We start from the raw sequence: 18,646 nt of genomic DNA on the forward strand, positions 1-18,646 counted from the left end.
TACAGGCGTCTGATGAGGCCGGACGCGGACGGGCCGCGTCCGGCTGGGGGCTGCTTCAGTTGAATGTGACGTCGCTGCAGAAGTAGTAGGTCTGGTCCATGTGGGAGGCCTTCCAGATCGTGTAGACGATGTGGCGGCCGGTGCGGGAGCCCTTGCTGAGGTTGTCGATCTGGTAGACGTTGGCGGGTGCGTACCTGGAGGTCTCCCTGATCAGTTCGAGGTGGTTCCAGCCGAGCCGGGTGGTCGTGGCGTCGTAGCCCTGGCGGGTGATGTAGACCTTGATGTAGTCGGCGCCGTGGTACGCCTGGTCGGTCAGGCGGACGCTGAACGTGCTGCCGAGCGGCGTCGTCTTCCACGCGCCGGGCGTGTCCATGGAGCGGTACCGGCCGTCCTGGGTCTGGCCGGCGCTGCACAACTGGCCGTTGGGGACGGCGGCCTCGTGGTTGCCGCCGACGTTGTCGCGGTAGAGGCCGTTCCAGTTCCACATGGCGTTCGTGTTGTCCTGCCAGGCCTGCCAGCACATGGGGTCCTGCTGCTGCATGGCGGGGTTCTGGAAGTCGCTGCCCCAGCGCAGCCAGCAGCCGTAGTTGCGGGAGGCGGGGTCGGTGGTCGAGCCGTGCGCCGAGGCGGTGCCGCTCAGGGGCACGACGCAGAGCATGGTCAGGGACGTGAGCAGGATCAGGGCGCGCTTCGCCCAGCGTCGCGGTGCTCGTCGGGGCATTGTGCGGTCTCCGTGTTCCGGTCGGGGTCCGGGGGTGGGGAGCGCTCCGGTGCGCGACGGTATCTGACTGCTGGAGTACGGCCAAGTGATGGGGTTTCGTCAAACGGGTTCGCTGCCGAGCACTGGAGCGGGTGAGCAGCGGAAAGGGCTTTCCGGAGTTATGTCAGAGGATTGAAACTTTCAACTCGTTCGATTTACTCCGTATCTATGGGTGATTGCGGTGAAACTTAAAGTGAGGGAATAGGGGGAAGTAGCATGTGAGCGAGGGCGAGACTCCCGATACTGAGCGGGTGACCACATTGGCGGCGATCGAACCGGGCAGGCCGCAACCGTTCCTGCCCACAGGGCGGTCCTTCACGGTCGATGACCTGCTCGAGTTTCCCGACGACGGAAACCGCTACGAGCTCTTCAACGGGAGCCTGCTGGTGAGCCCTTCCCCCACCCCCATGCACCAGCTGGTGATCACCAACGTGATGGTCGCCCTGCAGGCCGCGGCGCCGCCGCACCTGGTGACGCTGACGGCCGCCAACTTGCGGGTGTCGGAGAAGGACTACTACATTCCGGACGTCGTGGTCGTGTCGAGGAGTTCGGTGCGGACCGTGCGGCTCATGTTCGCCCCGCAGGATCTGCTGCTCGCGGTGGAGGTGGGCAGCCCGAGCACCCGCATGCGGGACGAGGACCTGAAGGCCAAGACGTATGCGCAGGCCGGCATTCCCGTTTACTGGCGGGTCGAGCCGGACGAAGGGCCCGCCCTCTACGTCTATGAGCTCGACGGTGACCACTACGGCCCGCCGGCCGTGCACAAGGCCGGCGTCGTGGCGAAGCTGACGCGACCGTTCGAGGTGGGTCTCGATCCCGCTCAGCTGCTCGACTGACCTCGAGATGACGGTGATCGAGCCGGACGGGCGTCGCGTGGCTTCGTACACGGTCGGGGATCTGTTCGATCTTCCCGATGACGGAAACCGGTACGAGCTCTGCGACGGCGTTCTCCTGACGACTCCCGTCCCCGCTCCCCTGCACCAGCGGATCGTCTGCCGGCTGCTGGGCATTCTCGACGACGCCCTGCCGGACGAGCTGGAGGCGTTGCCGGCGGTGAATGTGCGGGTGTCCGGTAGGGACTTCTACATTCCCGATCTCGTCGTCGTTCACGAGAAGTCGGTGGAGAGGGTCGGGCTCATGTTCTCGCCTCGGGACTTGCTGCTCGTCGTAGAAGTCTGCAGCCCGAGCACCATGAAACAGGACGAGGGCCTCAAAGCGGTCGCATACGCCCAGGCGGGTATCCCCTCCTACTGGCGGATCGAACCGGATGAGGGACCGGCTCTCTACGTCTACGAGCTGAAGGGTGACCGTTACGAGCCCCCGGTCGTGCACAAGGCCGGTGCCGTGGCGAGGATGGCGGTGCCTGTCGCGGTCGAGTTCGATCCCGCCGTGCTCTGCGTGAGGCGCTGACCTGGACCCCGGTACTGCCGGCCCCCTCCTGCCGGGAGTGCCCGGGGTCCAGGAGTTTCACTGGTCGCCGGGCGGGCCCTTGGCGGCCAGGGAGGTGTAGACGGTCACCTCGTCGGGGCTCACCAGGCCGTCCTGGATGGCGCAGATGAGCAGTTTCTCCTTGGTGGGCGCGGGCCTTCCGGCCGCCGCGTATTTGACCCGCGCCCGGTCGATGTACTGCCGCACCGTCCGTTCCTTGATCCCCATGCGCGCCGCCACCGACGCCTTGGACATGGACTGGAACCAGTACAGCAGCGCCGCCCGTTCCTTGTCGGACAGCTGTGGCCGGTGCGGGCCCTCGTCGGTCGCGATGGCCTGGGCCATCGGCGGGGTGACGGAGGGCCGGTCGGCGGCCACCTCCAGGATGGTCTCCAGGCAGGACTCCTTGGTCGCGCGGCCCTTGCCGATGAAGGCCGAGGCGCCGGCGTCCAGCACCTTGCGGACGATCTCCGGCTCCTCGTGCTCCGAGAAGACGATCACCCGCTGCCCGCCCGCGCATAACTCCCCGACCCGGTCGACGACCATGGTGCCGTTGAGGTTGAGGTCGAGCAGCAGCACGTCGGCGGCGATGCCGCGGACGGACTCGATGGTGGGCCCCTGCACGACCAGCTCGATCGGGCCCGGCGGGCCGAACCACGACCGTACGCCGTCCACGACGACCTGGTGGTCCTCCACCAGGGCGACCGTCACGGGCCCTCCCAGATGCTGTTGACCCATATCTCACCTCCCTGCCGCTGGTAGCTCACGACGACGCCGCTGGCCTCACGTACGGGGGTCGAGCTGATGGGCAGATCCTCGTTGTCGGCCACGACCGCCACGCTCACCATCGTGGACATCGCGGAAACCGTTACCCTCGCCCGCGAGATCGCCCCGTCGAGCGCCCGGACGGGAGCTCTGAGGAGGTCCTCGCGCACGCCGTTCGGCAGGGCGGGCAGGTGATCCCCGAACGGCGGCGCCGTGACGAGGACCTGCCGCCGCTCGGCCGCGTCGATGCGTTCGCGCAGCACGGCGACGAGCTCGTCGGGTACGTCCTCCCGCTCGGTGATGAGCCGGCGCAGCCGCATGGCGCCCGCGGTGCAGTCCTCGCGCACCCGGGGATCGCCCGGGTCGGCGCCGTCGGCGAGCTGGGTGAGCAGGGACTCGGCCACGTCGCGGATGGCCTCGTAGCGGCGCAGCCGGTCGGTGTGGATGCGCTGGGCCGACTCGCGCCAGGCGTCGTCGGCGGCCAGCTTGCGGGCCAGCAGCACGGTGTCCTCGGCGCGGGCGCGCAGCATGTGGCAGCCGGCCATGTAGCCGAGCTGCATGGTGACGCCCCCGGCGATGACGACGAGGTACTTGGCGATGGAGACGCGGTCGAGCGAGCCGGAGACGGCCATCGCGGCCAGCATGATGCCGGCGTTGGCGGCCAGGAAGGCGACGATCTCGCCGCGCCAGCGCGGCCGGTTCCAGGTGAGCATGACGCCGATCCAGCCGATGGAGCCGAACCCCCAGTCGCTGATGCCGAGCAGCTCGTCCGGGCGGGAGGCGACGATGACCGCGACCTCCACGGCCAGGGTGGCGAGCGCGAGTTCGAGGATCCGGTCCGGGCCCCGGGAGGTGCGGGACAGGGCCAGCGCGCCGACGGCGAAGACGACGGAGTAGACGATCCAGGCGGCGAGCGCCAGCAGCGGCCAGCGGAAGGAGCTCCAGCCGGTGAGGGTGACGGTGAGGTCGTAGCCGAGGTGCCAGACCCCGGCGATGACGACGGCGCCGAGCGCGGTGTAGCGGGCGTAGCGCTGGGCGATCTGCTCGATCTCCTCGGTCATGGCCGCCACCAGAGGATCACCCGGGTGCCCCGGTCGCCGGAGGAGATCTGCGCGCCGCCGTTCGGCAGGGAGCGCATGGTGTCGAGGATGGAGCCGCGCACGCCGAACCGGTCGGGTGGCAGGCGGTGCTGGTCGAAGCCCCGGCCGGCGTCGGCGATCTCGACGTGGATCTCTCCGTCGCGCCGTTCCGAGCTCAGGTCGGCCTCCTGGACGCCGGCGTGCAGGGCGACGTTGGCCAGCGCCTCGGTGACGGCGCGGGCGAAGCGTTCCGCGACGTCGCCGGGCACGGTCTCGGGGGTCAGGCTGCGGTGCACGTCCAGGCCGGTGGCGCGGCCGGCCACCTCGTCGAGCAGCGTGTCCAGGGCGATCGGGGCGGGGTCGGCGCCCGGCTGGTCGCGCAGCTTGTCGAGGGCGGCCAGGTCGGTGGCCACCTGGGCGCGCAGGGTCGGTGAGGGCTCGTCGTAGGTACCCAGGCCGACCATGGTCAGCGTGTGCAGGGAGGTCTCGTGGACGCTGCCGACCTGGCGCAGTTCGTCCTCGCGGCGCAGTCGTTCCACCATGAGGGAGATCTCGGCGCGGGCGCTCTCGCGCAGGAACGTGTCGGCCGAGGCGGCCGAGCGGCGCAGCAGCGTCATGAGCAGCACGATGGCCAGCAGCTGGACGAGGTGGATGCCGAGGGTGGTGTGCACGTCGCCGGAGGGGGTGGCCAGCCGCACGCCGACGGCGAACGCCGCGGCCACGGCGAACCCGACGGGGACGGCCGTGCGCGGCCTCCACGTGACTCCGGCCATGACGACGGTCATCGTGACCAGCCCCGCGACCCAGCTGGACCCCGTGAAGAGCGCCTCGGGCGCCACGAGGTGGATCTGCGCCAGGCACAACGCGACGGTGATGGCCACATCACCGGCCACCAGCAGGTGAGGCAGTGGCCGCTTGCGCCAGAACACGCGGGCGAACAGCGCCGTCCAGGTGAAGTGGAGCACGAGCATGGGCGCGAGCCAGCGGAAGTCGACCGGCGGGACGGCACCGAACAGCGCCGCCACGACGGCCACCGAGCCCACCGCGCTCCGTGCGCCGGCCGCCGTCCTCGCGACGGCCTGGTCCAATTGCCTGCTGGCCGAGTCGTATCTCGTGGAGCCGGAATGAACCATGAGCCGTCCGCACGCGATATGGGCATAAGACGGGTCTCACGATAACGCAGGGAAGCATGGGTAAAAAGCTACGGAAAAGGGTTTCTCCGCGTTTTACCGAAATTCCGGTAATTGGCGTCATGGGTCGCATGGCTGTTTGTCCTCGGGCCGGCTCTGTTGCGGTCTTCACCGCCCTCCCCGAACCCTGTCCCGGGCCGCCCCCACCGGCATGACGGCTGATCGGCCGTCATGGTGCTACGACGGCCGATCGGCCGTCAGTCGCGTCCCTTCTCACAGGCGTGTACTGGGACGCGTGTGGCCGCGAAAGATCGCGGCGGGGAGGGGACCTCATGACGGTGTTCGTGATCACGTTCCTGCTGGGCTGCCTGTCCGTGATGACGGTCAGGGGCCGGAAGGGGAACTGGCCGGCGGGGATGCCGGTGGCACGGCCGCGCCTGGTGGCGGTGGGGGGCACGTACGAGGGGACGCGCGGCCGGCCGTCCGACGCGTACGTCGTCCAGGAGCGGTTGATCGCGGCGGCCAGCGGGGCCGTCGGGGCGGAGCCGGCGCACCCGGCCGCCGCGCTGGCCCTTGGGGCGGTCGTCACCGAACGGCCGCAGCACGCCGGCACGATGGAGCGGGACCTGCGCGGCTGCGCGCAGGCGGCGCACCGGGCGGTGCGGGCCGCGGCGCTGCGCGACCCCGCCTGTCCCGAGCTGGCCAGCACGCTCGACCTGGTCGTGCTCGACCGGACCGAGATCCCCCGGTTGCGGTACGCGCACATCGGCGACGGGGGGATCTGGCACTGCCCCAAGGGCGGGGAGCCGCGCCTGGTCACGACGGCGTGGCAGGGCTCGGGGCCGCGCGGGGTCGGCCTGCCGGCCGCCGAGCCGGAGATCGGCACGCTGATACTGCGTCCAGGGGACCGGATCGCGCTCGTCAGCGACGGGGCGGTCAGGACGCTCGGGGAGGTGCGGACGAAGCAGCTGCTGGGGGGCGGCGCGTCGCCGAGCGCCTGTCTCGACCGTCTGTACGACGAGATGGCCGCCGCGGAGCCCAAGGACGACGCCACGGTGGTCATCGCCGAGTTCGTGACGGCGTGACGAGTGTGACCGCGCGAACCAGGTGAAACGGGGTGAACCGGGTGATTGCGCGAACCGCGGGAACCAGGCGAACGGGGCGTGAACAATACGACCAAATGGGGGCGGCGATCGTGCCGATGATCCGGTTGACCTAGGATCGCTCATGTGAGCGCACCACACGGCATCAACCCGAACATTCCTCACTCCGCCCGGGTCTACGACTACTGGCTGGGCGGGAAGGACAATTTCGAGGCCGATCGCCGGGTGGCGGAGCAGACCATGGCCGCGGTGCCGGGCATCCGCGAGAGCGCCCGCAACAACCGGGCCTTCCTCGGCCGCGCGGTGCGCCACCTCGCCCGGCTGGGCGTGCGCCAGTTCCTCGATCTCGGGACCGGCATCCCCAGCCAGGGCAACACCCACGAGGTGGCGCAGGCCGAGGCGCCGGACGCCCGGGTGGTCTACGTCGACAACGACCCGATCGTGATGGCGCACGCGCGGGCGCTGCTCACCAGCACGCCCGAGGGCAGGACGGCCTACATCGAGGCCGACGTCCGCGAGCCGCGCACCATCCTGAAACACCCCGACGTGCTCGGCACCCTCGACTTCGACCAGCCGATCGCGCTCGTCATGGTGGCGATCCTCATGCACATCTCCGACGACGACGATCCGGGCGGGCTGGTCAAGGCCTACGCGCAGGCCCTGCCGCCGGGCAGCTTCCTGGTGCTCAGCCACCTGACGCTCGACCTGGTGTCCAAGGAGACCGCGGAGGACTACCTGGAGGCCACCCGGCCGCAGGCGATGCACAGGACGCCGCGGACCGGCGAGCAGATCGCCCGCTACTTCGACGGGTTCGAGCTGGTCGAGCCGGGCCTGGTCGCGGTCTCCGAGTGGCACGACACGCCGCTCTTCCCCGACCCGGCGGCCTGGATGTACGCCGGGGTCGGCCGCAAGCCGTGACGGCGGGCCGCGCGCCGTCACGTTCCAAAGCGGTTTAAGGTTCAAGCTGTGGATCAGTTCGGGGACAGGACAGCGCGGTGAGCGCGGCGGTCGGGGTCGAGCAGCCCGTGGCCGGTGAGCGGCCGAGATCGAAACGGCGCCGCCGGCGGTGGCTGAGCTGGACGGTCGTCACGCTGCTCGCGTCGTGGGCCGTGATCAGGGCCGGCGGCTGGGAGCAGGGCTCGTTCCTGACGCAGCTCATGACCGTGACCCCGTACGGCGCGGGGCTGGCCGCCCTGACCGCGCTGCTGTCGCTGCTGCGGCGCAACCGCCGGGCCGCGCTGGCCGCCGCGCTCGTGTGCGTGGCCATGGTGGCGCTGGTGGTGCCGCGCACGGTGAGCGCCGAGCAGCCGGCGACGCGGGGCGCGTCGCTGCGGGTGCTGACGGTGAACCTGTTCGGGCGCGGTGACGCGGCGACGGTGGTCGATCTGGTCCGCCGGTACGACGTCGAGGTGTTCAGCGCCCTGGAGCTGACCTACGCCGAGGCCGAACGGCTGGACGCGGCCGGGCTGAAGCAGCTGCTCCCGTACCGGGTGCTGCAGGCCGAGTGGGGGGCGACCGGCAGCGGCATCTATTCCAAGCATCCGGTGACGAAGCTGACCGGGCTGTTCACGCCGATCGGGCACAACATGCCGGCCGCCACCGTGGCGCTGCCCGGGGGCGGCGAGGTGCAGTTCGTGGCCGTGCATCCGAACCCGCCGCTCGGGCGCATGGAGCGGGAGTGGAACGCCGCCCTGCGCGGCCTGCCGCCCGCCTCGCCCACGGCGATCAGGGTGCTGGCCGGCGACTTCAACGCCAGCCTCGACCACCGCGCCTTCCGCGACCTGCTCGACCGGGGCTACGTGGACGCGGCCGACCAGCTGGGCCAGGGGCTCACCCCGACGTGGCCGAACTTCCGGCCGATGCCGCCGATCATCTCCATCGACCACGTGCTGGCGGATCGGAGGGTGGCGGTGCGCCGGGTGGAGGTCCTGGACGTGCCGAGGACCGACCATCGCGGCGTCTTCGCCGAGCTCCGCCTCCCCTGACACGCGCCGTCTCCAGGCGTTCGCCGGATGGAGTAAGGGCGGTGTCACCTGCCGGTAAGTTAGAAAGCGTGTTCGAGCATGGCATCGTCTCCTGGTGCCCGGGGCCCGTCCCATTTCCAGGAGGAGATCGCTCATGCCCGCACGCACGTCCTTACGCACGCTGGCGCTCGCGCTGGTGAGCGCCACCGCGCTCGCCGTCCCCGCCCTGCCCGCCACCGCCACCGAAGCCGCCGCCGAAGCCGCGTCCACCGGCGGCCCCAGTGTGGTGGTCCGGTGGAACCAGGCGCTGCTGACGGCCATCCGCACCGGAACGCTCGGCCCGCCGATGGTGGCCAGGGCGCTCGCCGTCACGCACACCTGCGCCTACGACGCCTGGGCCGCCTACGACGCGGTCGCCGTCGGCACCCGGCTCGGCGGCTCGCTCCGGCGTCCCCCGGCGGAGCACACCGAGGCGAACAAGGCGGAGGCGATCAGCTTCGCCGCCCACCTCGCGGCGGTGGACCTCTATCCGGCGCAGCGGGCGGGCTTCGACGCCCTGATGAACGAGCTGGGCTACGATCCGGCGAATCCGTCGAGCCAGGCGGCCCGCACCGGCGTGGCCGCGTGCCAGGCGGTGCTCGACCACCGGCACGCCGACGGCTCCAACCAGGGCAACGGCTACGCCGACACCTCCGGCTACGCGCCGGTCAACGCTCCCGTCGTCGTGGCCGAGCCGCTGACCACGCTGAACGCTCCCGGCCGGTGGGCGCCGCTGACGTACGTCAACCGGGCCGGAGCGGTCGTGACGCCGCCGTTCCTGGCGCCGCACTGGGGCGGGGTGGCCTCCTTCAGCGGCGCGGCGAAGTCACTCGCCGACCGGGTGCCGGCGCCGCACGCGTACGGCTCGGCGGGGTTCCGGGCGCAGGCCGCCGAGATCGTCTCCGGTACGGCCGCGCTGGACGACAGGAAGAAGGCGATCTCCGAGTACTGGTCCGACGGGCCCAGCAGCGAAACGCCGCCCGGCCACTGGTGCCTGTTCGCCCAGCAGGTCTCGGCGCGCGACCGGCACGGCGTCGACCAGGACGCCAAGCTGTTCTTCGCGCTGGCCAACTCGGTCATGGACGCCGGCATCGCCTCGTGGGAGGTCAAGCGCGACCACGACTCGGCCCGGCCGATCACCGCGATCCGCTACCTGTACCAGGGGCAGAGCATCCCGACGTGGGGCGGACGGACGGTCGAGGGGGCGCTGTGGACGCCGTACCAGCCGGCGACGTTCCCGACGCCGCCGTTCGGCGAGTACGTGTCGGGGCACAGCACGTTCAGCGCGGCGGCGGCCGAGGTGCTCAGGCGCTTCACCGGGAGCGACGCGTTCGGCGGGCAGGCGGTGGTCGCCCAGGGGTCGTCGCTCATCGAGCCGGGGGTGACGCCCGCGCGGGACGTGACGTTGCGCTGGCGTACGTTCACGGACGCCGCCACGGAGGCCGGGCTGTCGCGCCGGTACGGCGGCATCCACTTCCGCCTCGGTGACGAGCAGGGCCGCGCCCTGGGCAGCGCGGTCGGCACGGCGGCATGGGAGCGCGCCAAGAGCTACTGGTCCGGGCGCCACTGAGCCCCGGGAACTGAGCGGTGCGGGACCGCGCCAAGAGCTGAGCGGCGTGGACCACGCCAAGAGCCGCTGCTGAGCGGCGGGCGCCCGCTTCCCGGGTCCGGGGAGCGGGCGCCTTCGTGCTGCGGAAGGTCAGGCCGCGCTCTCCTCGGCCTGCCTGTTGAGCGTTTCGAGGTCGAACGCGCCCGACTTGACGGCCGCGGTGAACGCCTCCCAGTCACGGCGAGGAACTTCCAGCACCGTGTCCGGGTTGTCCGCGTGGATGATCTCCACGTGGTCGTTGATCCGCTTCGCCGCGACGCGGCTGGCGTCTTGTGTCATCTGCAGCACTCCTTTCGGTGCATTGCGGGCTCCACCCCGGTCCTCCATTCGCAGGAGAACCGGGGCGGTTGCGGGCAGCCTTCCATCTCCGCAAGGCCGCCTGCCACCGCTCCGCCCAACCCGGCGGGGAGAAAACCCCACTCCCAGGTGACGATCTATTGACCTCGGTACCAGAAATGCCCCCCTGGTCAGGGGGAAGCGGCCTGGGAAGCGCGCCGGGAGGCGGGCGGGGGCAACGGAGCTTGTAAGGGACTTTCAAGTCAGAAGTTAGTGAAGAGGCGTAGCTTCCCCGTTCCAAAGAGGGACACAGCTTTACAGAAGAGGACAAGGCATGAACTTGACCGCAGAGGCGACACGCCCCCTCGAAAGCCGCACCGTCCGCATCACATAGGGGCCGTTTTTGGATGTTTCTAGCATTGTTGAAGCATTCCTCCGGCGATGTCTTACCTGTCTACTGTCCTACCTGTGGGGGCCCAAGTACCAAGGACCAGCGGGTGGAGTGAGCTGCGCCTGAGCTCCACACCGAAGCTGAACATCTCGATCTCGCCGAGTCTCACCGCCCTTGCCATGCTCATCGACGCCGTCGCCGGCCGCCGCCGCGGCCTGCCCGAGCTGTGGCGGCGGGCGATCGGCTCCCGGGTCGGCCCGCTCGGCCACGAGGCCGTACGCCCGCTGGCCGCTCCCGGTTGCTCGCTGGGGCCGGACAGCCTGGTGCCGCACTCCCCCATCGGGGGTGACGTCTCCGTGCCGGCCCAGGTCGCCGCCCTGCACGACCTGTCGCCCGACGCCTTCCTCGCGGACCTGGAGCGTACGTACAGAACGGACGCGCCGCCCGTGCAGTGGCGGGCGGCGGCCGAGCGGCCCGCTCGCTGGCTGCACGGCTACGCCAGTGCCCTGGCCGACGTCTGGAACACCGTCGAACCGCTGTGGAAGCGCGCCCGGCCGCTGCTCGACAGGGAGGTCGAGCGGGTCGGCGTGACGACCGTGCGCGGCGGGCCCGAGCTGCTGCTCGGGGCGCTCGGCGAACGCATCGTGCACGTGGAGGGCGGCCTGCGCTTCCCCGGCTCGCCCGCCGGCACGTACGAGCTGGGCGAGCGCACGCTGGTCCTGACGCCGATGCTGGCCGGCCGGGACGCGCTCGTGCTCGGCCTGGACGACCCCGGCGCGGTGTGGATCGCCTACCCCGTGCCCGGCGCGGACTCCCTGTGGCGCAAGCCCGTCGCCCCGGCGGTGGACGAGCTGTCGGCGCTGGTGGGGCCGGTCCGCGCGGACCTGCTCTGCGCGCTGGACCAGCCGATGACGATGTCCATGCTGGCGACGGACATGAAGATCGCGCCCAGCGGGCTCACCTACCACTGCGACCGGCTGCGCGCCGGGCGGCTGATCACCCGCGAGCGGCGCGGCCGTGAGGTGTGGATCGCCCGCACCAACCGGGCGGACGAGCTGCTGGAGCTGTTCCGCTGCTGAGGCGCCGGGGGAACCGGTGCGGGCTGTCGCGGCTGCTGTTCGCCGCCGAGCACGAGGTGCGGGCTACCGCGGCTGCTGATCGCCGCCGAGCACGAGGTGCGGGCTACCGCGGCTGCTGATCGCCGCCGATCGCGGGCCTGGCGGCCCGTGCCGGGTCCAGCACCGGGCCCTCGGGGATGAGCTGGAGCACGTTCAGCGGCACGGGGGCGGCCTGGGCGGCGGTGTAGCCCAGCCTGGTCAGCACGTCGGCGCCGGGCACGGCGTAGCGGCGGCCCTCGGGGGTGACCAGGTAGAAGGACTGCACGGCCTTGAGCTGGCCGTCACCCGGCAGCACCCCGGCCAGGACGGCGCGACCGGCCGGCAGGCGGACCAGGTCGGTGGCGTCGCCGTGCGCGGCGGGCAGCGTGGCGCCGGTGGTGACGCGGACGCGGGTGGAGCCGGTGCCGGTCTCCGCGTAGACCACGCAGATCGGGCGCGCCGGGTCGTAGGCGGTCATCCGCGGCAGCACGGCGGGCAGCCCGTCGGCGGGCAGGGCGGTACGGGAGCGGGGGGCGGCGTTGGCGGTGGCGGCGTCCACCCGGATCTCCTCGACCGCGCCACCGCCGTAGGCGGACCTGCTGTCGGGGTCGCTCAGCAGCAGCGCGGCCTGCCCCTGGGTGATGGGGGCCAGGCCGTCGGCGAGCAGCACGTACCAGCGGTCCTCTCCGCCCGCCACGGCGCCGGCCAGGAACACCTGCCCCACCGCCGCCGCTTTGCCGCCCGGCCCGGTCACCGGGCGGCCCCGTCCGGGGATGGCGGGGGCGGCCAGGTCGGGCCCTTCCGGCAGCGCGTTCAGCCAGGCCACCGGCACGGCGGCCGGGTCGGCGGCGGTGAGGCCGCCGGCGATGCCGGCCGGCACGCGCATGCGGGTGCCGCGCCAGATCGCCCACGTCTGGCCGCCCACGCCGACCAGCGTCGCCTCCCCCTCGACGACCGGCATTCCGCCCAGGTCGCGTCCCGCGACCAGCATCACGTACGGCTCGCGCCCGGTCGGCTCGGCCCGCTCCCGCACGCACGCCGACCAGGGGCCCTTGGCCAGGTTCGCCGGGTCGGGCAGCGAGTCGGGCGCGCCGGGGATGCCGATGGCCGCACCGCGCTCGTACGTGGCCAGCGCCTGCCTGGCCACGACCCGCTCCTTGATCTGCCCGGCGTCGAGGACGAGGCGGGCGGAGGCGTAGTTGGCGACGGGGATGAGCCGGCGCTGGTCCTGGCTGTAGACGAAGCGTGCCCCTGTCTCGCGCTCGATGATCAGCGTGCCGGGGTCCTCCAGAGCCCTGGTGCCGCCGGGGCGCAGCAGGCCGTAGACGGCGAAGCCGACGCAGAGCAGGACCGCGACCATGACGCCGGCCAGGAACCCGATGTTCTGCCGGCGCAGCGGCCACTCCGGCAGGTTGGGCCGGCCGCGCAGCAGGGCCAGCCCGACGCGCTGCACGGTGAGGCGGTAGGCCTGGTAAAGATCGCGCTGGTTGTGCACTCCGCCCCTCCCGGCGCGGGCCGGGTCAGCCGACCAGGCCGCGGATGGTCTCGTACAGGTTCATCACGGCCAGGGCGAGCGGCACCAGCGCGATCATCAGCAGGATGTCGACGATGTCGCCCGCGCGGCCCCAGAACGGCGACGGCCGCCCGGTCGTGAGCCACAGCGCCGTCCCCGCCACGGCCAGGGCCAGCGCCACGAGCCCCGGCACGATCACGTACAGGACGGTCCCGTCCGCGGCGGCGAGCGTCGCGGCCCCGGCCGGCAGGAGCACGCCGAGCAGGGTCGCGGCCGTCAGCCAGGCCCGCTGGCCGCGGCCCTCGAAGACGCGGGCCCGCAGGAGCAGCGACAGCGAGAGCGCCGCGCTCATCGCGAGCGAGGCCCAGGTGCCCTCCAGCACGAGCAGCACCTGCGCGCCCAGCACCACCAGCGCCACCGCGCCGAGCAGCCCCGAGCAGAAGCGGTCGGCGAGCACGGTCTTGTCGATCACCATCGCGCCGTCCAGGTCGCCGCTCTCTTGGCGCAGTTCCTCCGCCGTGGCCGGCAGCGCGGGCAGCGGCATCCCGGCCAGCCGGAACGACAGTGAGGGGATGGTCGTGCTCAGCCCGACGGCGAGCGCGGCCAGCACCGCCGCCACCCCGGCCGGGGGCAGGTCGAAGGCCATGACGACGCCGGCGCCCAGCAGCCCGCAGAGCGCGGCGGCGGCCACGCCGAGGAACGCGGGCAGCCCCCGCGCCACCGCGAACCCGGTCGCCGTGGCCAGCATCAGCGTCACGCCGCAGGCGGAGAGCAGGGTGTCCGGCTGGACGAGCGCCTGCGCCGAGGCCGGTCCGACGAGGCCGGCGACGAAGCCGTAGGGCAGGGCCGCGTACCCGATGACCGTTCCCGCTCCGGCGTCGTCCATGGCCCGGGACAGCGCCGCGGCCACCAGCAGCAGGACCAGCGCCACGACCCCGGCGACCAGCGCGGCGGGCGGCCACGGCGGGCCGGCCGTCAGCGGCGCCGCCGCGCCGAGCCCGAGCAGGGCGACGGCTCCGCGCAGGCCGTAACTCCTGGTCGCGGCCGGCTGCCAGCGTCCCGTGCGCTCCAGGACGCCGGTCGCGACCGCGTCGGCGACGTCGTCGAAGACGGCCTCGGGCAGCTCGTGGCCGCGCGGGCGCAGGTGCAGCAGCTCGCCGTCGTGCACGGCCAGCTCGGACAGGGTCGCGTCCGGGTCGAACGGCGGCGCGCCGAGCCGCTGGAGCACCCAGCCGCCGTGGGCCAGGCCCGCCTCGGCCAGCCCCTCGCCTGCGATGCGCAGGAGCGTCGGCAGCAGGTTGCCCAGCGGGATGTCCGATGGCAGGCCCAGGTCCAGGAAGCCGCGCGGGGTCACGACGGTGACCCGGCACAGGTCGGTTCCGGTGGCGCTCACCCGGATGAGTGTAGGGAGCGGGTTCGCGCCGTGACGGGCGAAAAACGTTCAGGAATTTTGAAATGTCGCCTATATCCCTACGTCAGACGCTTACATGAGGCTGGTGAGCGGCAGCCTGATCGTGATCCGCCGGCCGGAGCGGCGCGAGCCGCCGGAGTCTCCGGCGGGAGAGGTCCTCCTCGAACCCCCGCCCGAGATCCCGGAGACCGTGACGGGCGGCGGGCTGACGCAGTTGCTCACGTACCTGCCGATGATCGCGGGCGCGGGGGCGATGGCGCTCATGTTCACCGGCGGCTCCACCGGCAACCCGATCATGCTGGTCTCCAGCGGCCTGTTCGCGATCTCGATGGCCGGCATGAGCGTCGGCCAGCTGATGCGCACCGCCGGGGAGCGCAGGAACCAGCTCAACGGCCGGCGCCGCGACTACTACCGCTATCTGGAGCAGGTCAGGAAGCGGGTCCGGGCGGCCGCCGGGCAGCAGCGCCGCGCCATGACCTGGATCCATCCCGACCCCTCCGCCCTGTGGTCGCTGGTGATGACCACCCGGCTGTGGGAGCGCAGGCCGCACGACGACGACTTCGTCCAGGTCAGGATCGCCACCTCGGCGCAGCGGCTCTCGCTGCCGCTGATCCCGCCCGAGACCGGGCCGGTCGAGGACCTGGACCCGATGACGGCGGGCGCGCTGCGCCGGTTCGTGCGCACGCACGCCACCGTCCCCGGGCTGCCGGTGGCGCTGGCGCTGCACTCGTTCGCGCGGATCGTGCTGAGCGGGGATCCCTTGGTGGCGCGCGACCTGGTCCGGGCCGCGCTGGCCCAGGCGGCGGCGCTGCACTCCCCCGACGACCTGCGGATCTCCGTGTGCGCGGGGTCCGGCGCCGCGCGGGACTGGGAGCCGGTGAAGTGGCTGCCGCACGCGCTGCACCCCTCGGAGGAGGACGGCGCCGGACCCGTCCGGCTGGTCGTGGGCGACCTGGGCGAGCTGGACCTCCTGCTGGGATTCGAGCTGAAGGACCGGCCCCGGTTCAGCAAGGGGCTCGCGGCGGACGCGGTGCCGTACCACGTCGTGGTCGTGGACGGCGGCACGGTGCCGGCGGGCAGCCGGCTCGCGCAGGACGTCATCGAGGGCGTGACCGTGATCGACCTCAGCGGCGCCACCCCGCCCGCGCCCGCGCCGCTCACCCTGCGCCTGGAGGCGGGACCGGAGGAGCTGGTCAGGATCGGCGCGGACGAGCTGGGCAACGAGGTCGGAACCGGGCTGGGCCGCCCCGACCGGATGGCCGCGCCCGCGTTCGCCGCGCTGGCCAGGCAGCTCGCGCCGATGCGGACCGGCACGGGCGGCGGGGAGGAGCGGCAGGACGTCCTCGCCACCGACACCACGCTCACCGACCTGCTCAGGATCGGCGACGCGCACCGGATGTCCACGGCGGTGAGCTGGCAGCCCCGCCCGGCGCGCCACCGGCTGCGGGTGCCGATCGGGCTGGGCGCGGACGGCCAGCCCGTGGAGCTGGACATCAAGGAGGCGGCCCAGGGCGGCATGGGGCCGCACGGGCTCGTGGTGGGGGCGACCGGCTCGGGCAAGTCGGAGCTGCTGCGCACGCTCGTGCTCGCGCTGGCGATCACGCACTCCTCCGAGACGCTGAACTTCGTGCTCGTCGACTTCAAGGGCGGCGCCACGTTCCTCGGGCTGGACGCGCTGCCGCACGTGTCCGCGGTGATCACCAACCTGGAGGACGAGCTGCCGCTGGTCGACCGCATGCACGACGCGCTGCACGGCGAGCTGGTACGCCGGCAGGAGCTGCTGCGCTCGGCCGGGAACCACGCCTCGGTGCGCGACTACGAGCAGGCCCGCGAGCAGGGGGCCAAGCTGCGGCCGCTGCCGACGCTGTTCATCGTGCTGGACGAGTTCAGCGAGCTGCTGGCGGCCAAGCCCGAGTTCGCCGAGCTGTTCGTGATGATCGGGCGGCTCGGGCGTTCGCTCGGGGTGCACCTGCTGCTGGCCTCGCAGCGGCTGGAGGCGGGGCGGCTGCGCGGGCTGGACACGCACCTGTCGTACCGGATCGGGCTGCGCACCTTCTCGGCCGCCGAGAGCCGGGCGGTGCTGGGGGTGGCGGACGCCTACTCGCTGCCGCCCGAGCCGGGCAACGCTTACCTGATGTTCGAGACGACCGGGATGACGCGGTTCAAGGCCGCGTACGTGTCGGGGCCGTACCGGCCGGCCGAGGCGCGCGGCCCGGCCGGGCCGGCCCGCACGGGACACCGGGGCAAGATCGTCTGGTACGGCGCAGAACGCGTCCCGCTGCCGCCCGTCGCCGCCGCGCCCCCGGTCGTGGCCGACTCCAAGGGCAGGCAGGACAGCCTGCTGGACATCGTGGTGAAACGGCTGGAGGGCCAGGGCGCGCCGGCGCACCGGATCTGGCTGCCACCGCTGAGGGAGCCCGCCTCGCTCGACCGGCTCCTGCCGCCCGTCGAGGCCACGCCTACGCACGGGCTCACCGCGGCGGGGACGTCGGGCGAGCGGCCCGGGCGGCTGCACGCCGTCGCCGGGATCGTGGACAGCCCGTTCGACCAGCGGCGGGACCCGTACTGGCTGGATCTGTCGGGCGCGGCGGGCAACGTCGCGATCGTGGGCGCGCCGCAGACCGGCAAGAGCACGCTGCTGCGCACGCTGATCGCCTCGCTCGCGCTCACCCACACCCCGGAGGAGGTCCAGTTCTACTGCCTGGACTTCGGCGGCGGCACCCTGTCGGCGCTGTCCGGGCTGCCGCACGTCGGCGGCGTGGCGGCCCGCCTCGACGCCGACGCGGTGCGCAGGACCGTGGCCGAGATGAAGACGCTGCTGGAACGGCGCGAGCGGCTGTTCGTGGAGCGCGGGATCGACTCCATGGCCGCCTACCGCAGGATGGTCGCCTCCGGCGCCCACGAGGGCGACGGCTGGGGCGACGTGTTCCTCGTGGTGGACGGCTGGGCCACCCTGCGCCAGGAGTACGAGCTGCTCGAAGCCGACGTCGGCGACCTGGTCACGCGGGGCCTCGGCTTCGGCATCCACGTCGTCGGCACCGCCAACCGGTGGCTGGAGTTCCGCGCCGGGGTGCGCGAACTGCTCGCCACCCGGCTGGAGCTGCGGCTCGGCGACGCGTTCGACTCGGAGATCGACCGCAAGGCCGCCGCGAACGTGCCCGAGCGCACGCCAGGACGCGGCCTCACCCGCGAGTCGCTGCACTTCCTGGCCGCGCTGCCGCGCATCGACGGCCGCCGCACGCTCGACGACCTCGCCGACGGGGTCTCCGCCCTGGTACAGGCCGCGGCGGCGGCGTGGCCCGGGCGTCCCGCGCCGCCCGTACGGCTGCTGCCGGCCCTGCTGCCCGCGCACACGCTGCCCGCTCCCCCGGCCGAGGGCCCCATGCGGATCCCGGTCGGCATCGACGAGGCCGCACTCGCTCCCGTGCTGTTGGACTTCGACGCCGACCCGCACTTCGTGGTGCTCGGCGACACCGAGAGCGGCAAGAGCAACCTGCTGAAGGTGATCGCGCACGGCATCGCGGCCGCGCGCACGCCGCTGCGGGCGCGCTTCGTCGTCATCGACTACCGGCGCTCGCTGCTGGACGCCACCGACACCGGGCACCGCGTCGGCTACGCCGCGTCGAGCGCCGCCGCGACGACGCTGCTCAAGGGGGTGCAGGAGGTGCTGACCGAACGGCTGCCGCCGCCCGACCTCACCTCCGAGCAGCTGCGCACCCGGAGCTGGTGGACCGGGCAGGACCTGTACGTCATCGTGGACGACTACGACCTGGTGGCCACCTCCGCCAACCCCCTGGCCGTACTCGGCGACCTGCTGCCGCAGGCCAGGGACATCGGGCTGCACCTCGTGCTGGCCCGGGCCATGGGCGGGGCGGGGCGGGGCATGCTGGACCCGGTGGTGCGGCGGCTGAAGGAGATGAACTCGCCCGCCGTGCTGCTGTCGGGGCCGAGGGAGGAGGGGCAGCTCTTCGGCAACGTACGGCCGCGGCAGTTGCCCGCGGGGCGGGGGCTGCACGTGAACCGGCGTTCCGGCGAGAAGCTGATCCAGACCGCCTACCTGGCGCCATGAACGGTCGCGCGG

15 protein-coding genes are annotated in these 18,646 nt (G+C 72.5%); 8 read left to right on the forward strand and 7 right to left on the reverse strand.

What is annotated here, in order from left to right:
• Positions 1-55 precede the first annotated feature (55 nt).
• A complete protein-coding gene (locus tag OIE67_RS33310; protein WP_326627938.1) occupies positions 56-721 on the reverse strand; it encodes a lytic polysaccharide monooxygenase auxiliary activity family 9 protein in 666 nt (221 codons plus the stop codon).
• A gap of 290 nt (positions 722-1,011) precedes the next feature.
• Between OIE67_RS33310 and OIE67_RS33315 the strand changes: the two genes are divergently transcribed.
• On the forward strand, positions 1,012-1,596 hold the full coding sequence (locus OIE67_RS33315) for a Uma2 family endonuclease (protein WP_326627940.1): 585 nt from the start codon (positions 1,012-1,014) through the stop codon (positions 1,594-1,596).
• A 7-nt stretch (positions 1,597-1,603) separates the two neighbouring features.
• Positions 1,604-2,170 (forward strand): Uma2 family endonuclease, encoded by a 567-nt coding sequence (locus OIE67_RS33320; RefSeq protein WP_326627942.1) that lies wholly within the window; start codon positions 1,604-1,606, stop codon positions 2,168-2,170.
• Positions 2,171-2,227: 57 nt separating this feature from the next.
• Here the strand turns inward: OIE67_RS33320 and OIE67_RS33325 are convergent, their stop codons facing one another.
• Genes OIE67_RS33325 through OIE67_RS33335 form a run of 3 tightly spaced genes read right to left on the reverse strand, consistent with a single transcriptional unit; the run spans position 2,228 to position 5,165 of the window.
• Positions 2,228-2,899: a sigma factor-like helix-turn-helix DNA-binding protein gene (locus tag OIE67_RS33325; RefSeq protein WP_219911667.1), complete on the reverse strand. Its 672-nt coding sequence runs from the start codon at positions 2,897-2,899 to the stop codon at positions 2,228-2,230.
• On the reverse strand, positions 2,896-4,014 hold the full coding sequence (locus tag OIE67_RS33330; protein ID WP_326627948.1) for a hypothetical protein: 1,119 nt from the start codon (positions 4,012-4,014) through the stop codon (positions 2,896-2,898). Before OIE67_RS33330 ends, OIE67_RS33325 begins: the two co-directional genes overlap by 4 nt.
• Complete coding sequence (locus tag OIE67_RS33335) at positions 4,011-5,165, reverse strand: sensor histidine kinase (protein WP_326627950.1); 1,155 nt, start codon at positions 5,163-5,165, stop codon at positions 4,011-4,013. The genes OIE67_RS33330 and OIE67_RS33335 overlap by 4 nt, the downstream gene beginning before the upstream one ends.
• Positions 5,166-5,494: 329 nt before the next feature.
• Here OIE67_RS33335 and OIE67_RS33340 point away from each other — a divergent pair, with 329 nt between their 5' ends.
• The 4 genes from OIE67_RS33340 to OIE67_RS33355 all read left to right on the forward strand — a co-directional run bounded on the left by OIE67_RS33340 (position 5,495) and on the right by OIE67_RS33355 (position 9,838).
• On the forward strand, positions 5,495-6,247 hold the full coding sequence (locus OIE67_RS33340) for a SpoIIE family protein phosphatase (RefSeq protein WP_326627952.1): 753 nt from the start codon (positions 5,495-5,497) through the stop codon (positions 6,245-6,247).
• A 144-nt stretch (positions 6,248-6,391) separates the two neighbouring features.
• Entirely contained in the window at positions 6,392-7,183 is a 792-nt protein-coding gene (locus OIE67_RS33345) for an SAM-dependent methyltransferase (RefSeq protein ID WP_326627954.1), read from the forward strand.
• Positions 7,184-7,260: 77 nt separating this feature from the next.
• Complete coding sequence (locus OIE67_RS33350) at positions 7,261-8,250, forward strand: endonuclease/exonuclease/phosphatase family protein (protein ID WP_326627956.1); 990 nt, start codon at positions 7,261-7,263, stop codon at positions 8,248-8,250.
• Positions 8,251-8,383: 133 nt separating this feature from the next.
• Complete coding sequence (locus OIE67_RS33355; RefSeq protein ID WP_326627958.1) at positions 8,384-9,838, forward strand: vanadium-dependent haloperoxidase; 1,455 nt, start codon at positions 8,384-8,386, stop codon at positions 9,836-9,838.
• Positions 9,839-9,967: 129 nt separating this feature from the next.
• On the opposite strand, the gene OIE67_RS33360 is transcribed toward OIE67_RS33355, so the two are convergent.
• Entirely contained in the window at positions 9,968-10,156 is a 189-nt protein-coding gene (locus tag OIE67_RS33360) for a hypothetical protein (RefSeq protein WP_146178065.1), read from the reverse strand.
• A 465-nt stretch (positions 10,157-10,621) separates the two neighbouring features.
• Between OIE67_RS33360 and OIE67_RS33365 the strand changes: the two genes are divergently transcribed.
• Complete coding sequence (locus OIE67_RS33365; protein ID WP_326627962.1) at positions 10,622-11,623, forward strand: ArsR/SmtB family transcription factor; 1,002 nt, start codon at positions 10,622-10,624, stop codon at positions 11,621-11,623.
• Positions 11,624-11,726: 103 nt separating this feature from the next.
• Here OIE67_RS33365 and eccB read toward each other — a convergent pair whose 3' ends face one another.
• Both eccB and eccD read right to left on the reverse strand, forming a co-directional pair.
• A complete protein-coding gene (eccB, locus tag OIE67_RS33370) occupies positions 11,727-13,136 on the reverse strand; it encodes a type VII secretion protein EccB (protein WP_326627964.1) in 1,410 nt (469 codons plus the stop codon).
• 25 nt (positions 13,137-13,161) lie between these two features.
• Positions 13,162-14,547 (reverse strand): type VII secretion integral membrane protein EccD, encoded by a 1,386-nt coding sequence (gene eccD, locus OIE67_RS33375; protein WP_326627966.1) that lies wholly within the window; start codon positions 14,545-14,547, stop codon positions 13,162-13,164.
• Positions 14,548-14,650: 103 nt separating this feature from the next.
• Here eccD and eccCa point away from each other — a divergent pair, with 103 nt between their 5' ends.
• On the forward strand, positions 14,651-18,634 hold the full coding sequence (gene eccCa, locus OIE67_RS33380; protein ID WP_326627968.1) for a type VII secretion protein EccCa: 3,984 nt from the start codon (positions 14,651-14,653) through the stop codon (positions 18,632-18,634).
• Positions 18,635-18,646 lie beyond the last annotated feature (12 nt).

The sequence above is a fragment of the Nonomuraea fuscirosea genome (assembly GCF_035917475.1).
Taxonomy (GTDB): Bacteria; Actinomycetota; Actinomycetes; order Streptosporangiales; family Streptosporangiaceae; genus Nonomuraea; species Nonomuraea fuscirosea.